Source organism: Brevundimonas sp. VNH65 (genome assembly GCF_049445955.1).
Classification (GTDB): Bacteria; Pseudomonadota; Alphaproteobacteria; order Caulobacterales; family Caulobacteraceae; genus Brevundimonas.
This window is the reverse complement of the sequence record NZ_JBMSDX010000002.1, coordinates 398,341-412,628: the sequence shown is the minus strand read 5'-3', so window position 1 is coordinate 412,628 and position 14,288 is coordinate 398,341. Positions and strand designations below refer to the sequence as shown.

General features: G+C 68.5%; 13 protein-coding genes. 7 read left to right on the top strand and 6 right to left on the bottom strand.

The features are described from left to right. Positions 1-16: 16 nt before the first annotated feature. Positions 17-1,630 (bottom strand): glucose-6-phosphate isomerase, encoded by a 1,614-nt coding sequence (gene pgi / locus ACO2Q1_RS05815; protein ID WP_423328597.1) that lies wholly within the window; start codon positions 1,628-1,630, stop codon positions 17-19. A 101-nt stretch (positions 1,631-1,731) separates the two neighbouring features. Here pgi and ACO2Q1_RS05810 point away from each other — a divergent pair, with 101 nt between their 5' ends. Then, positions 1,732-2,208 carry a hypothetical protein gene (locus ACO2Q1_RS05810; protein ID WP_423328596.1) on the top strand — a complete coding sequence of 159 codons (477 nt, stop codon included), beginning with the start codon at positions 1,732-1,734 and terminating at the stop codon, positions 2,206-2,208. On the opposite strand, the gene recQ is transcribed toward ACO2Q1_RS05810, so the two are convergent. From recQ to ACO2Q1_RS05785, 5 genes are all read right to left on the bottom strand, one after another. Continuing rightward, entirely contained in the window at positions 2,205-4,109 is a 1,905-nt protein-coding gene (gene recQ / locus ACO2Q1_RS05805) for a DNA helicase RecQ (protein WP_423328595.1), read from the bottom strand. The two genes, ACO2Q1_RS05810 and recQ, sit on opposite strands and share 4 nt — an antisense overlap. A gap of 46 nt (positions 4,110-4,155) precedes the next feature. Further along, complete coding sequence (locus ACO2Q1_RS05800) at positions 4,156-6,567, bottom strand: DNA translocase FtsK 4TM domain-containing protein (protein WP_423328594.1); 2,412 nt, start codon at positions 6,565-6,567, stop codon at positions 4,156-4,158. 178 nt (positions 6,568-6,745) lie between these two features. Further along, a complete protein-coding gene (locus ACO2Q1_RS05795; RefSeq protein ID WP_423328593.1) occupies positions 6,746-7,531 on the bottom strand; it encodes a GIN domain-containing protein in 786 nt (261 codons plus the stop codon). Next, entirely contained in the window at positions 7,528-8,139 is a 612-nt protein-coding gene (locus ACO2Q1_RS05790; RefSeq protein WP_423328592.1) for a DUF1700 domain-containing protein, read from the bottom strand. Before ACO2Q1_RS05790 ends, ACO2Q1_RS05795 begins: the two co-directional genes overlap by 4 nt. After that, positions 8,136-8,525, bottom strand: coding sequence for a PadR family transcriptional regulator (locus ACO2Q1_RS05785; RefSeq protein WP_423328591.1), 390 nt, complete (start codon positions 8,523-8,525; stop codon positions 8,136-8,138). Before ACO2Q1_RS05785 ends, ACO2Q1_RS05790 begins: the two co-directional genes overlap by 4 nt. Positions 8,526-8,767: 242 nt before the next feature. Between ACO2Q1_RS05785 and coxB the strand changes: the two genes are divergently transcribed. The 6 genes from coxB (at position 8,768) to ACO2Q1_RS05755 (ending at position 14,279) form a co-directional block, all read left to right on the top strand. Then, positions 8,768-9,748 (top strand): cytochrome c oxidase subunit II, encoded by a 981-nt coding sequence (gene coxB, locus ACO2Q1_RS05780; RefSeq protein WP_423328590.1) that lies wholly within the window; start codon positions 8,768-8,770, stop codon positions 9,746-9,748. A gap of 17 nt (positions 9,749-9,765) precedes the next feature. Beyond that, on the top strand, positions 9,766-11,454 hold the full coding sequence (gene ctaD, locus ACO2Q1_RS05775) for a cytochrome c oxidase subunit I (RefSeq protein ID WP_423328589.1): 1,689 nt from the start codon (positions 9,766-9,768) through the stop codon (positions 11,452-11,454). 68 nt (positions 11,455-11,522) lie between these two features. Then, complete coding sequence (cyoE, locus tag ACO2Q1_RS05770) at positions 11,523-12,494, top strand: heme o synthase (protein ID WP_423328588.1); 972 nt, start codon at positions 11,523-11,525, stop codon at positions 12,492-12,494. 9 nt (positions 12,495-12,503) lie between these two features. Beyond that, complete coding sequence (locus ACO2Q1_RS05765; RefSeq protein ID WP_423328587.1) at positions 12,504-12,734, top strand: hypothetical protein; 231 nt, start codon at positions 12,504-12,506, stop codon at positions 12,732-12,734. Then, complete coding sequence (locus ACO2Q1_RS05760; protein ID WP_423328586.1) at positions 12,731-13,288, top strand: cytochrome c oxidase assembly protein; 558 nt, start codon at positions 12,731-12,733, stop codon at positions 13,286-13,288. The genes ACO2Q1_RS05765 and ACO2Q1_RS05760 overlap by 4 nt, the downstream gene beginning before the upstream one ends. 112 nt (positions 13,289-13,400) lie before the next feature. Then, positions 13,401-14,279 carry a cytochrome c oxidase subunit 3 gene (locus ACO2Q1_RS05755; RefSeq protein WP_423328585.1) on the top strand — a complete coding sequence of 293 codons (879 nt, stop codon included), beginning with the start codon at positions 13,401-13,403 and terminating at the stop codon, positions 14,277-14,279. The last annotated feature ends 9 nt before the right edge of the window (positions 14,280-14,288 follow it).

The following is a 14,288-nucleotide window of genomic DNA, read 5'->3' as shown; positions in this document are numbered from 1 at the left end:
GCCCGCCCTTTCTGCGTCAGGGGGTCAGGCGTTGCAGAAGGTCGGCCGTCGACGGGTCGAGATCGTTCGAGGGCGCGCCCGCCGCCACATCCTTCAGGATGGCCCTGGCCAGGACCTTGCCCAGCTCCACGCCCCACTGGTCGAAGGAGTTGATGTCCCAGACCACGCCCTCGACGAAGGTCTTGTGCTCATACAGCGCCAGCAGGGCGCCGAGGGTCTGCGGCGTCAGTCGCTCCATGACGATGGTGGTCGAGGGGCGGTTGCCGGGAAAGGTCTTGTGCGGCGCGAGGCGGTCCGCTTCGGCGGGGGATGCGCCGGCCGCCAGGAGTTCGGCGCGGGCCTGATCCTCGGTCTTGCCGATCATCAGGGCCTGGGCCTGGGCCAGGGCGTTGGCCCAAAGCGGAGCTTCCGGCGCCGGATCTTGGGTGGAACGCACCACGACGAATTCGGCCGGGACGACCTGCGGTCCCTGATGGATCTGCTGGAAAAAGGCATGCTGGCCGTTGGTGCCGGGTTCGCCGAACACGACGGGGCAGGTCTGGCGATCGACGGACGTTCCGTCGCGATGCACCCGCTTGCCGTTCGACTCCATTTCCAGCTGCTGCAGGAAGGAGGGCAGGCGGCGCAGGGCGTGGGCGTAGGGGGCGACCGTGCGCGCCGGGCGGTTCAGACCATCGACGTTCCAGACCTGAGCCATAGCCATAAGGACCGGCGCATTCTCCTCCAGCGGGGCGGAGATGAAGTGGTCGTCCATCTCGCGCGCGCCGTCCAGCAGGGCCTCGAACACCTCGGGACCCAGGGCGATGACGCAGGACAGGCTGACCGCCGACCACAGGGAGTAACGCCCCCCGACCCAATCCCGGAAGGCGAAGGTGCGGGCGCAGCCGAATTCGCGGGCGCGATCCGGGGCGGCGGTGACGCCGATGAAGTGCTTGTCGCGTCCAGCGTCCGGCAGGCCGGCCGCCAGCCACGCCCTGGCCGCCTCGGCGTTGGCGAGGGTTTCCTGGGTGGTGAAGGTCTTGGAGACGACGATGACCAGGGTGGTCTCGGGGTCCAGTCCGGTCAGGGCCTCTGCCATGTCGCGCGGATCGATATTTGCGACGAACCGCAGATCGATGTCCGGTGACAGGGGGCGAAGGGCGTCCCAGACCACGCGCGGTCCCAGGTCCGATCCGCCGATGCCGATATGGACGATGGCCTGGAACGGCTTTCCGGTCGCGCCGGTCTCGACGCCGGACCGGACAGCGGTCGCATAGGCGGCCATGTCGGCGCGGACGGCGTCCACCTCGGCCGAAACGGGTTCGCCCAGGGCTTCGTACTGACCGTCCGCTCGTGCGCGCAGGGCCGGGTGTAGCACCGCGCGGCCTTCGGTGGAGTTGATCGGCTCGCCGGCGAACAGGCGGGCGATCGCGGTCTTGATCCCGGCGTCATAGGCCAGTTCGATGCAGGTTTCGAAGGCGCGGCGCGACCAGCTCTGTTTCGACAGATCCAGATAGAGCCCGGCGGCTTCGACCGACATCCGAGTCAGCCGCTGGGGGTCGGCGGTGAACTGATCGACGATGCGGAGGTCCGCCTCGGCGGCGGCGGTCGTGTCGAAGACGGTCCAGTCGGCGGTCTGTTCGGTGGTCATGCGCGGCCCCTTGGTGAACACTCCGTTTACGGGTCAGGCGTATGCCGATTCAATCGTTCGTCGGCGCCTGTCGCCCGATGTGATCGCGAAAGGATAAGACCATGTCCTGCGGAGCCGCTCTGGCCATCGCCCTGATGGTGTCGAATCCCGCCGTCGCCGAGGCCGCCGCCTTGCCGCCGGTCGCCGCCGATGCGCCGATTTCGGTGGCCTCCGAACCGCTGTTCGCCGACATCGTCATGCGTTCGGGCGCCCTCAAGGCCATCGTCGACGCCTGGGCCGCCAGCCGCGCCGCCGATCAGACGGGTTTCTTCGCCGGCGCCGACTATCAGGACTTCAAGCGCCGTACGGAAGCCTTGGCCGAAAGCGACATGCAGGGTCACCTGATCCTGAAGGAACGCGGCACGGACAACGATCTGAAGTGCATCCTGCGCGGCATTTCCGAGGACCTGCCGAAGAAGGTCGCGGCGGTCGAGGCCGCGCCCAACGCCTCGCAGCGGGCCGTGGCCCTGTCGGAACTGGCATATCTGCTGAACGACAATGTCGAGGTCATCACCTCGCCGCCGCAGCCCGAGGTCTAGGCGCCTAGCGCGGCCAGCACCGCCGCCCCGTAGCGATCCAGCTTGGACTGGCCCACGCCGGAGATGCGGCCGAGGGCGTCCAGCGTTCCCGGCTCGGCAAGGGCGATCTCCAGCAGGGTCTTGTCCTGAAAGATGACGTAGGGCGGCACATGCTGTTCGGACGCGCGTTCACGACGCCAGGCCCGCAAGGTCTCGAACCTGGCGCGGACGTCGGCGTCCAGGGCCTCGACGGCGGCGTTGCGATCATTGCGCGGCCGATCGCCTCGCGACCGCCCCGACGACAGGGCCGCCGATCGACGCCGCACCTCGATGCGACGCTCGCCACGGTAGACGGCGCGGACGGTTTCGGCGTCGCCCAGGTGCAGGATCGGCTTTCCGTCGTTCGGCTCTTCGACCAGCAGCCCCTCGAACATCAGGTGGTCAACGACGTCGCGCCAGCGATCGATCGAGGTCTCGCGCCCGATCCCCCAGGTGGTCAGATCGCTCTCCCACGGCTGCACGTCCCTAGTCCGTCCCGTGAGATGGTCGATGACGCGGGTGCGGCCGAAGCGTTCGCCCAGACGATGCACGGCGGCCAGGGCCTTCTGGGCTTCGACCGTCGCGTCGTCGAGGTCCGGCGGCTCCTGGCAAATGTCGCAGACGCCGCAGGGCTGGGCGTCCGTCTCGCCGAAATAGCGCCGCACGGCTTGGGGGCGGCACACGGCGCCGTCCAGCATGGCGTAGAGCTGGCGCACCTTGCGGATCTGGACGGCCTTGACCGCCTCGTCCATCGGGCGGCCGTCGAGGCGGCGCAAGCTCCAGGCGATGTCGGAGGGGCCGTACAGGGTGATGCCCTCGGCCGGTTCGCCGTCGCGTCCGGCGCGGCCGATCTCCTGCCAATAGGCCTCCAGGCTGCCGGGCGGATCGGCGTGGATGACGAAGCGGACGTCGGCCTTGTCCACCCCCATGCCGAAGGCGATGGTGGCCACCATGACGGCGCCGTCCTCGGCCAGGAACCGCTCCAGCCGGCGGTCGCGCTGACGGGCGTCCATGCCGGCGTGATAGGCGATGGCGTTGACCCCGGCGTCTGAAAGGGCCTGGGCGATGCGCTCGCAGCCGTCGCGGCTGCCGCAATAGACGACGCCGGACTTGTCGCGACGGGCGCGGACCAGGTCGATGACGGCGGCGTCGGCGCGGGCGCGTGAGGCGTTCTCCTTGCGCACCGCCGACAGATGCAGGTTCGGCCGGGCGAAGCTGTCGACGAAGACGCGGGCCTCTTCCAGGCGCAGCGATTTCAGGATGTCATCGCGGGTGCGGGCGTCGGCCGTGGCGGTGACGGCGATGCGCGGCACGCCGGGGAAGAACTCGGCCAGTCGCCCGAGGGTGCGATAGTCGGGACGGAAGTCATGACCCCACTGACTTACGCAGTGGGCCTCGTCGATGGCGATCAGACTGAGGTCGAGTTCGTGCAGCCGGTCGATCAGATGCGGCTGGGCCAGGCCTTCGGGCGAGACATACAGCAGGTCCAGTTCCCCGGCGCGGGCGGCGCGCCAGACCGCCGAACGATCGTCCATGGACAGGCCGGAATCGAGCCGGGCCGCGCGCACGCCCAGCTGTTTCAACGCCTCGACCTGGTCGGCCATCAGGGCGATCAGGGGAGAAACGACGAGACCCAGGCCAGGCCGCAGGATGGCCGGGACCTGATAGCAGACCGACTTTCCGCCGCCGGTCGGCAGGACGGCCAGGACGTCGCGCCCGGCTAGAACCTCGGTCACCACCTGGGACTGAAGGCCCCGGAAGTCGGCGTGACCCCAGAAACGGGTCAGGAGTTCGCGCGCCTCCGGCAAGCCCGGTCCGCCGACCGCGCCGCCATAGCCGGCGGCGCCGGGACCGGCGACGGGTGCGAACGATTCGGAAGGCATGGCCGGTTTCTGGCGCCGATGATCGGCAGGCGCCAGACCTGACGCCTCACCCCATCGGCGGCGGGCCGGCCAGGACGTCGCGCTTGCCGGCGTGGTTGGCGGGAGACACAACGCCTTCCTGTTCCATCCGCTCGATCAGGGAGGCGGCGCGGTTGTAGCCGATCTGCAGGCGGCGCTGGACGTAGGAGGTCGAGGCCTTGCGGTCGCGGGTGACCACGGCCACGGCCCGATCGTAGAGGTCGTCGCCGGGCCCGCCGTTCCCGCCCTCGTCGAAGCCGCCGTCGGCGTCTCCGTCCGGATCGTCGGTGATCAGGTCGAGATAGTCGGGCTCGGCCTGGGCGCGCAGATGCTTGCAGACCTCCTCGACCTCGTTGTCGCCCACAAACGGGCCGTGCAGGCGGGTGATGCGGCCGCCGCCGGCCATATAGAGCATGTCGCCCTGGCCGAGCAGCTGTTCGCCGCCCTGTTCGCCCAGGATGGTGCGGCTGTCGATCTTGGAGGTGACCTGGAAGGATATCCTCGTAGGGAAGTTGGCCTTGATGGTGCCGGTGATGACGTCCACCGACGGGCGCTGGGTGGCCATGATCAGGTGGATGCCCGCGGCGCGCGCCATCTGGGCCAGACGCTGGACGGCGCCTTCGACGTCCTTGCCGGCGACCAGCATCAGGTCGGCCATCTCGTCCATGACCACGACCAGATAGGGCATGGGCTCGGGACGGATTTTCTCGGACTCATAGACCGGGCGGCCCTGTTCGTCGAAGCCGGTCTGGACGGTGCGTTCGAAATGCTCGCCCTTGGCCTGCGCCTCGCGGGCGCGCTCGTTGTAGGAGGCGACGTTCCGCACGCCCAGTTTGGACATGCGGCGATAGCGGTCCTCCATCTCCTTGACCGTCCACTTCAGGGCGACGACCGCCTTCTTGGGATCGGTGACGACCGGCGCCAGAAGGTGCGGGATGCCGTCATAGACGGATAGCTCCAGCATCTTGGGGTCGATCATGATGAAGCGGCAGTCGGCCGGGCTGTGCCGATAGAGGATCGACAGGATCATGGCGTTGACCCCGACTGATTTGCCCGAGCCGGTGGTGCCCGCGATCAACAGGTGGGGCATGCGCGCCAGGTCGGCGACATAGGGCTCGCCGCCGATGGTCTCGCCCAGGGCCAGGGGCAAGAGGTGGCCCTTCTTGTCGAACTCGGTCGAGGCCAGAAGATCGCGCAGATAGACGGTTTCGCGCTTGGCGTTGGGCAGTTCGATGCCGATGGCGTTGCGCCCCTGGACCACCGAGATGCGGCAGGCGCGGGCGGACATGGAGCGGGCGATGTCGTCGGCCAGGGCCACCACCCGTCCGTGCTTCACGCCGGGGGCCGGGACCAGTTCATAGAGGGTGACCACGGGGCCGGGGCGGATCTGGTCGATCGCGCCGCGCACGCCGAATTCCTGCAGCACGCCTTCCAGCATCTTGGCGTTCTGCTTCAGGGCGGCCTCATCCACGGCGCCGGTGCGGGCCTGCGGCTTGGTCAGGATGCCGAGCGGCGGAAGGTCGAATGCGCCTTCCGGTCGGGTGAATTCGAACGAGGTCTGGTCGTCGTCGACGGCCTTCTTCGGCTTGGCGGCCTTGGGGGCGGCGACACGAGGTTCGGCGTCCAGGGCGCGCGGCGCCACGGCCGACGGCGCGGAGGTCGGGGCCGGGACCAGGGTGGGCGCGGCGTCGTCCTCCCACGGCGCCGGACCGTCGGCTTCGATCTCCGGCATGACGAGCGGGGCGCGTTCGGCGGGCGCAGGACGGGGCCGGGGTTTGGGCTTGGCCGCGGGCTGTGGCGCGGGGCCTAGCGGAAGATTGCGACGGGCGCCTGAGGCCCAGTTGAGGCCTTCGCCCAGATCGCGCCAGCGCAGGCCGGCCGCGTGTCCGCAGGCGATCAGGCCGAGACCGGCGAACAGGAGCCCCACCCACAGGCCGGCGAGCGGGATGCCCAGGGCCGTGACGCCCGACGCGAGCAGTCCCGAAATGCCGTCGCCCCAAAGGCCGCCCAGCCCGGCGGCCAGGGGCCAGGCGGCGGGCGCCGCCAGGGTCGAGAGGGCGGCGGAAAGGCACAGAACGCCGCCGGCGGCGATTAGGGCCTTGAAGGGCGTCGGCTGGAGGCGCTGCTGCAGGGCCTCGCCCACCGCCGTAGCCAGACCGAAGGCGATCGCCAGGGCCGCCGCCGGCCAGGCGGCCAGGCCGATCGACTGCAGGGCCAGGTCGGCGAAGACGGCGCCGCCGCCGCCCAGCCAGTTGGTCGCCGGCGCCGAGGAGGCGGCGTTCAGGCTGGGGTCGGCGGGGTTCCAGGAGATCAGGGCCGCGATCAGAAGCAAGGCCAGCAGGACCTGGAGCACGCCCCGGAAGCGCACCATGAAGGGGGCGTCCCACAGAATGCGGGCGCCGGCCCAGGTGCGGGCGCCGAGGGTCAGGACGGCGGACATGCGAACCCCTTCTTCGGATAGGCGGCGAGCGGACCGCCCGTTGTCGCGCGACAGGGTTAAGGGGCTGTTTACCGCGCACGAAAACGCCCCCTCCACCGGTGAGGAGAGGGGGCGTGATCGGCGCGAGGCGGTGGATAACCGGGGGAAAGAGGGGGATCGCCGGGGTCCGGTCAGGGGGTCAGTCCTGATGCACCTCGCCCGAGCCGGTGACCGACTGGCGCAGGGAGCCGGGCCGGGTGGTCAGCTCGATGTCGCCGGACCCGGACAGGGTCAGGTCGGCGGAGGCGCGCGGGGCGATGCGGGCGCCGCCGGAGCCGTCGAGGGTCGCCATGACCTGTTCGGCGTCCAGCGCCTGGAGCTCGGCGTCGCCCGAGCCGGAGCCGGTGAGGGTCAGCCGCTGGGTCCGGCCGTCGGCGCGCACGTCGCCGGAGCCGTTGATCTCGATCGCCAGTTCCGGCCGGTCGTAGTCGCGGATGCGCAGGTCCGAGGAGCCGTTGAGGACGAAGCGGGCGACCGAGGGGGCGGTGACGACGATGCGCAGATCGTCGCCGTCGACCCAGACGCCCCGGCCGTCGCGGTGGCGACCGAAGTAGACGCGTTCGTGGGTCGGGCCGGCGGGCCGGTCGGCGGTCAGGCGGTCGCCCTCCAGCCGGATCAGGTCGACACGGTCCGAAGGGCCGGTGACGCTGATGCCCGAGGTCGAACCCTGCACATACTCGACGTCATAGGGCAGGTCGAGGATCAGCCGTTCGCCGCCCGACCAGGCCAGGGTGCGGCTGGCCTCGGGGCCGGCGTCGCGCCCGTCGGTGCGGATGAAGGAAACCGAGTCGCCGTCGCCGTCGTGGAACGTCCAGTTCCAGCCGTGCCGGGCCAGGTCGCGCCCGCCCAGGGCCAGGGCGCCGGCGGCGGACGCCAGGGCCAGGACGAAGGCGGCCCCGGCGATGATGAACAGGGTGCGGATCATGCCGGATCTCCCGTGAACGGAGCGGCGGCCGAGGGGCTCGCCGGGGTTTGCGGATCAAGGGCCGGCTTGAGCAGCCGGTAGTGGAGGCGGGCGAACCAGACCAGGCCGTTGACCAGCCAGACGGTCAGGACGGCCAGGATCGCGCCGAAGGCCACGGAGGCCGCCATCATCGCCAGTCCGGCCAGGAAGGCCGCGAAGGCGCCGCCCGGAAAGCTGGCGAAGGGACCGACCACCATGACCGCGCCGCCGCCCACGAACAGGCCGACCGCCGCCATCATCAGGCCGAACAGCACGCCGATGACACTCATCAGCAGGGGGAGCAGGATCAGGATGTCGATGGCGCCGAGGCCCAGGACGGCGAAGACGGCGCCGGCCGCGGCCGAGGGGGTCTGTTCCTGGCGCCAGCGCTTGACGCCGGCCTCGGCCTTGAGCTCGCGGCCCAGACGGTCGGGGTCGCCGAGCGCGGCGGAGACCTCGGCCTCGCTGCGTCCCGCCTGGGCGCCGTCCTCGAAATGGGCCTCATAGTCGTTGAGGATGTCCTGGGCCACGGCGGTCGGCAGTCCGACCAGACCTTGCCTCAGCCGGGCCATGAATTCGGCGCGGGTCATTGGGCGTCTCCTGCGGGAACGGCGTCGGCGGCAGCCTCGGCCGGGATGTTCTTGTTGGGCGGCGCGCCGTCCAGCACGGCGTCGACCGCCGCGGTGAAGGTGCGCCAGTCGGCGGTCTGGCCTTCGAGAGCCGAACGGCCCTGGTCGGTCAGCCGATAGTATTTGCGCGGCGGGCCGGCGGTGCTTTCGACCAGATAGGTCTCCACCAGACCGTCGGTCTGCATGCGGCGCATCAGCGGGTAGATGGTGCCTTCGCCCATGTCGATCGCGTCCGACAGGCGGCTGGCGATCTCATAGGCGTAGTTGTCCCCGCGGTTCAGGAGCGACAGGACACACAGGCCCAGCACTCCCTTCTTCAACTGGATTTCAATGGTGTCGGGCGGCATGTGGCCTCCTTTGCATGGCCACTGACTACGGCAAGGTATTTATCAATGCAAGGTAGCTGTTCAAACATGACAGCGATTTAATCGTCGCGGTTCCGTAGGGGCCTTGGCCGTTATGTCCAGTTGATCGCTTGGCAAGCGTCGAGACAGCCGATATGGACCGCGCGAATGTGCTTTTCAGGTCGGGCGGGAGTTGCGAGCGGATCGCAACTGCCTGACGCCCTTGGCTAAAAGAGGATTTCCGCATGGAACTGGGCAGACGAGCCCTGAAAGCGGCCGGGGGGCTGATGACCGGCGCCGCTTTCGCCGTCCTTTCCGCGACCCCGACCTGGGCGCAACCGCTGATGGGTCAGCCGACCCCCGGCGCGATCGGCCTGCAGGAAGGCGCGTCGTCGCTGAAGCATGACGCCGCCTGGTTCCACGACATCATCCTGCTGCCGGTGATCACGGCCATCAGCCTGCTGGTCTTGGGCCTGCTGGTGTGGATCGTCATCCGCTACAACAAGAAGCGCAATCCGGTCCCGGCGCGCTGGAGCCACAATACGGCGATCGAGGTGATCTGGACCGTGGCCCCGGTGGTGATCCTGCTGGTGATCTCGCTGTTCTCGTTCCGCCTGCTGTTCGCCTACAACAACATGCCGACGCCGGACCTGACGGTGAAGGCGACAGGCAACCAGTGGAACTGGGGCTACGAGTACCCGGATCAGGGCATCGCCGAATACGTCTCCAACATGCTGCCGGAAGACCAGGCCAAGGCGCGGGGCGTGCCGTTCCGCCTGGCTGCCGACGAGCCGCTGGTGGTGCCGGTCGGCAAGACGGTCCAGGTCCTGGTGACCGCCGCCGACGTGATCCACGCCTTCGCCGTTCCGGCCTTCGGGGTGAAGATCGACGCCGTTCCGGGCCGCACCAACCACATCTGGTTCAAGGCCGAGCGCACCGGCACCTTCTACGGCCAGTGCTCGGAACTGTGCGGCGTCGATCACGCCTTCATGCCGATCGAGGTCCGTGTCGTCACCGAGGCCGAGTTCGCCGCCTGGGTCGCGTCCAAGGGCGGATCCATGACCAAGGCCGCCGATGAAGCCGCCGCAGCGGCCGCCGTCGCCGCCGCGCCGTCCGCGGTCACCGCCGAAGCCGCCGCCGCGGCGGCTCCGGCCCCGACCGATGCGGCTCCGGCCGCCCCCGCTTCGCCTGCCCCCGCCGCGCCCGCCGCGGCCCCGGCCCAGTAATCGCGAGCCGCAAGACCATGGCCACCGACACCACCGCCGAACGCGCCGTTCTCGAAGATCACGGCCACGCCGCGCATGATCACGACCACAAGCCGGGCTTCTTCACCCGCTGGTTCCTGTCCACCAACCACAAGGACATCGGCACCCTGTACCTGCTGTTCGCCATCATGGCGGGCATCGTGGGCGGCGCCCTGTCCGGCCTGATCCGCTGGGAACTGGCCGAGCCGGGCATCCAGATCTTCACCGAAGGATCGGGCGTCCAGCTGCTGGGCCTCGTGGAGCAGTCCAAGCACGGCTATAACGTCGTGGTCACCGGCCACGCCCTGATCATGATCTTCTTCATGGTCATGCCGGCCATGATCGGCGGCTTCGGCAACTGGTTCGTGCCGCTGATGATCGGCGCGCCGGACATGGCCTTCCCGCGCATGAACAACGTCTCCTTCTGGCTGCTGGTCGCGGCCTGGGTGCTGCTGATCATGTCGCTGTTCGTCGACGGCGGGCCCGGCAAGGGCTTCGGGGGCGGCTGGACCATCTATCCGCCGCTCTCGACCAACGGCCACACCGGCCCGGCGATGGATCTGGCCATCTTCTCGCTGCACATCGCGGGCGCCAGCTCGATTCTCGGCGCCATCAACTTCATCACCACCATCTTCAACATGCGCGCGCCGGGCATGACCCTGCACCGGATGCCGCTGTTCGCCTGGTCGGTGCTGATCACCGCCTTCCTGCTACTGCTGTCGCTGCCGGTCCTGGCCGGCGCCATCACCATGCTGCTGGCCGACCGCAACTTCGGCACCAGCTTCTTCGATCCCGCCGGCGGCGGCGACCCGGTGATGTTCCAGCACCTGTTCTGGTTCTTCGGGCACCCCGAGGTCTACATCCTGATCCTGCCGGGCTTCGGCATCATCAGCCACATCGTCTCGACCTTCAGCCGCAAGCCCGTGTTCGGCTATCTGGCCATGGCCTACGCCATGGTGGCCATCGGCTTCGTCGGCTTCATCGTGTGGGCGCACCACATGTACACGGTCGGGATGAGCGTGAATCTGCGCGCCTATTTCGTGGCCGCGACCATGATCATCGCCGTGCCCACGGGCGTGAAGATCTTCAGCTGGATCGCGACCATGTGGGGCGGCTCGATCAGCTTCAAGACGCCCATGCTGTGGGCGATCGGCTTCATCTTCCTGTTCACCGTGGGCGGCGTGACCGGCGTGGTCCTGTCGAACGCCGGCATCGATTACAGCCTGCACGACACCTACTATGTCGTGGCGCACTTCCACTATGTGCTGTCGCTGGGCGCCGTCTTCGCCATCTTCGCGGGCTTCTACTACTGGTTCGAGAAGATGTTCGGGGTGAAGTACAACGAGTTCCTCGGCGCCCTGCATTTCTGGATCATGTTCGTCGGCGTGAACGTGATCTTCTTCCCGCAGCACTTCCTGGGTCTGCAGGCCATGCCGCGTCGCTACATCGACTATCCGGAGGCCTACACCTTCTGGAACCACGTCTCGTCGGTGGGTTATGTCATCACTCTGGTCGGGGTCGGCGTCTTCCTGGTGATGCTGATCGAGGCGATGATCCGTCGCCGTCCGGCGGAGGCCAATCCGTGGGGCGAAGGCGCCACCACCCTGGAGTGGACCCTGCCCTCGCCGCCGCCGTTCCACCAGTTCAACGAACTGCCGGTGGTCAAGCAGGACGACGAGCACCACTGATCGTCGCCACATGTTAAAGGGGGCCGTCCTTTCCAAGTGGGGAAGGGCGGCCTTCGCCTTTTGAACCCATGACCGCAAAACCCGCCCCGCTCGTATCGACCGCCCAGCCGGAGGACTATTTCCAGCTGTTGAAGCCGCGCGTCATGTCGCTGGTGGTGTTCACAGGCTTCACCGGCCTGGTGGCGGCGCCGGGGGATGTGAACCTGCTGGTCGGGGCGATCGCCGTCCTGTGCATCGCCGTGGGGGCGGGCGCCGCCGGGGCCCTGAACATGGCGTTGGAGGGCGAGACCGACGCCCTGATGCGACGCACGCGCGGCCGGCCCGTCGCGGCCGGACGCGTGCGCAAGAACGACGCCATGGCCTTCGGCATGATCCTGAGTCTGTTCTCGGTGATGCTGCTGGGCATGAACACCAACTGGCTGGCAGGCGGCCTGCTGGCCCTGACCATCGCCTATTACGCCGGCTTCTACACCCTGTTGCTGAAGCGGCGGACGCCCCAGAACATCGTCATCGGCGGGGCGGCGGGCGCCCTGCCGCCCGTCATCGGCTGGGCGGCGGCGACGGGCGGCGCGCCGTGGCAGGCCTGGCTGCTGTTCCTGATCATCTTCCTGTGGACCCCGCCGCACAGCTGGGCCCTGGCCCTGTATTCGGCCGGCGACTACGCCAAGGCGGGCATTCCGATGATGCCTGTAGCGCGGGGGGCGAAATCCACCCGGCTGCAGATCCTGATCTATTCGCTGATCTTCGTGCCGGTCGCGGTGGCCCCGGCCCTGGTCGGCATGGGCGGCTGGATCTATCTGGCGGTGTCGGCCGCGGGCGGTCTGGGCTTTCTGGGTCTGGCGGCGCGGCTGTGGCGATCGCGTGCCGGCGAGGCGCCGGACAAGGCCGAGGCTGTGGGACGCGAGGCCGCATTGTATGACGTGCGCGCCGAGGCCAAACCGGCGCGCAATCTGTTCGCCTTCTCGATCCTGTATCTGATGGCCCTGTTCGCGGCCCTGCTGGTCGAACACCTGACCGGCGCGACGCCGCTCAGTTTCTGAGGAACCGCCATGGCGCCGACGACCGACACCCAACGCCCCGCCTATATCCGCCTGACGCCCGAGGAGCTGGCCGCGCGCAAGCGTCGCAACGTGTGGATCGCCCTAGGGCTGGTGGCCTTCATGGTGTTGCTGTTCACGACCACTTTCCTGCGGATGCAGCACAATCAGAAGGCCGCGCGGCAGGCCCTGACCCCCGCACCGGCAGCCGCCCCCGTCCAGCCCGGCGAGGCGCGGCCGTGAAGCGCCAGAACGCCATCGCCCTGGCCTGCGCGGCCGGCGTGGTCTTCATGACCGGCGCGGCCTTCGCGGCCGTGCCCCTGTATCAGCTGTTCTGTCAGGTCACCGGCTTCGACGGCACGGTGCGCCGCGCCGACAAGGCGCCGGATCGGGTGCTGGACGGCACGGTGATGATCCGTTTCGACACCAATGTGCGCGATCTGCCGATGGTTTTCCGCGCCGAACAGACCACGCAGCGCGTGCGGATCGGCGAGACGGGCATGGCCTATTTCGATGTCACCAATACCTCCGACCAGCCGATCCGGGCGCGCGCCGGCTATAACGTCGTGCCCGAGCACACCGGCCCCTATTTCCAGAAGCTGCAGTGTTTCTGCTTCGATGAGCAGATCATTCCGGCGGGCGGGACGATGAAATTCCCCATCCAGTATTTCGTGGCCCCGGAACTGGCCACCGACGCCGAGGCGCGGGGGGCGACCGAGATCACCCTCAGCTACACCTTCTATCCGTCCAAGGACGGCCCGCCGGACGGAACGCGGGATCCGGGCCGGAAGGCTTGAGGCCAACGCCGGGCCACGCTTCCGCCGCTTTTTGAACCGCCCCCGCTCGACCTGAGCGGAAAATGGGCTATAGCCCATCCAAAGAGACTCTCGACCGCTGCAAGAGACCCCAATGGCCGATTCGCACGCCGCTCCGAAACACGACTACCATCTGGTCAATCCCAGCATCTGGCCGCTGTTCTGCTCGGCCGCCTCGGTGGTGATGATGGTGGGCGCCGTCGCCTGGATGAAGGGCGTGTTCGGCCTGCCGGCCGGAACCCACTGGCTGTTCTTCGTCGGCCTGATCCTGACCGTCGGCGGCATGGGCCTGTGGTGGGCGGACGTGGTCAAGGAGGCCAACCAGGGCGATCATACGCCGGTGGTGGCGATCGGCCTGCGCTACGGCATGGTGCTGTTCATCGCCTCGGAGATCATGTTCTTCGCCGCCTTCTTCTGGATGTTCTTCGAAATGAGCCTGTTCGATCAGGCCCGGACGCACGTCCCTGAGGTCGGAACCTGGGCCGACACGGCGGCCGCCTGGTCCACCTGGCCGCCCAAGGGCGTCGAAACGATCGACGCCTGGCACCTGCCGCTGCTGAACACCATCACCCTGCTGCTGTCGGGCACGACGGTCACCTGGGCGCACCAGGCGATCATCGACGGCAACCGCAAGGACGCCAGGCTGGCCCTGGGCCTGACCATCGCCCTGGGTGTCTTCTTCACCTTGATCCAGGCCTACGAATACTACGAGATCCTCCACGAGAACCTTTTCTTCAACGAGGCCGCCGCCAACTCGGGCCTGTATGGCTCGATCTTCTTCATGGCCACGGGTTTCCACGGTTTCCACGTTCTGGTCGGGACCATCTTCCTGGCGGTCTGCCTGCTGCGTCTGATGGGCGGGGCCTTCACGCCGAAGCAGCATTTCGGCTTCGAGGCGGCGGCCTGGTACTGGCATTTCGTGGACGTGGTCTGGCTGTTCCTGTTCGCCTTCGTCTACGTCGCCTTCGGCTGAGCCCCCGCG

What these genes read in the sequence shown, in the direction of transcription:
- recQ (WP_423328595.1), bottom strand. Translation starts at nt 4,109, where the DNA reads ATGCCTTCCGAATCGTTCGCACCCGTCGCCGGTCCCGGCGCCGCCGGC.
- ctaD (WP_423328589.1), top strand. Translation starts at nt 9,766, where the DNA reads ATGGCCACCGACACCACCGCCGAACGCGCCGTTCTCGAAGATCACGGC.
- coxB (WP_423328590.1), top strand. Translation starts at nt 8,768, where the DNA reads ATGGAACTGGGCAGACGAGCCCTGAAAGCGGCCGGGGGGCTGATGACC.
- ACO2Q1_RS05790 (WP_423328592.1), bottom strand. Translation starts at nt 8,139, where the DNA reads ATGACCCGCGCCGAATTCATGGCCCGGCTGAGGCAAGGTCTGGTCGGA.
- ACO2Q1_RS05810 (WP_423328596.1), top strand. Translation starts at nt 1,732, where the DNA reads ATGTCCTGCGGAGCCGCTCTGGCCATCGCCCTGATGGTGTCGAATCCC.
- ACO2Q1_RS05765 (WP_423328587.1), top strand. Translation starts at nt 12,504, where the DNA reads ATGGCGCCGACGACCGACACCCAACGCCCCGCCTATATCCGCCTGACG.
- ACO2Q1_RS05785 (WP_423328591.1), bottom strand. Translation starts at nt 8,525, where the DNA reads ATGCCGCCCGACACCATTGAAATCCAGTTGAAGAAGGGAGTGCTGGGC.
- pgi (WP_423328597.1), bottom strand. Translation starts at nt 1,630, where the DNA reads ATGACCACCGAACAGACCGCCGACTGGACCGTCTTCGACACGACCGCC.
- ACO2Q1_RS05795 (WP_423328593.1), bottom strand. Translation starts at nt 7,531, where the DNA reads ATGATCCGCACCCTGTTCATCATCGCCGGGGCCGCCTTCGTCCTGGCC.
- cyoE (WP_423328588.1), top strand. Translation starts at nt 11,523, where the DNA reads ATGACCGCAAAACCCGCCCCGCTCGTATCGACCGCCCAGCCGGAGGAC.
- ACO2Q1_RS05800 (WP_423328594.1), bottom strand. Translation starts at nt 6,567, where the DNA reads ATGTCCGCCGTCCTGACCCTCGGCGCCCGCACCTGGGCCGGCGCCCGC.
- ACO2Q1_RS05755 (WP_423328585.1), top strand. Translation starts at nt 13,401, where the DNA reads ATGGCCGATTCGCACGCCGCTCCGAAACACGACTACCATCTGGTCAAT.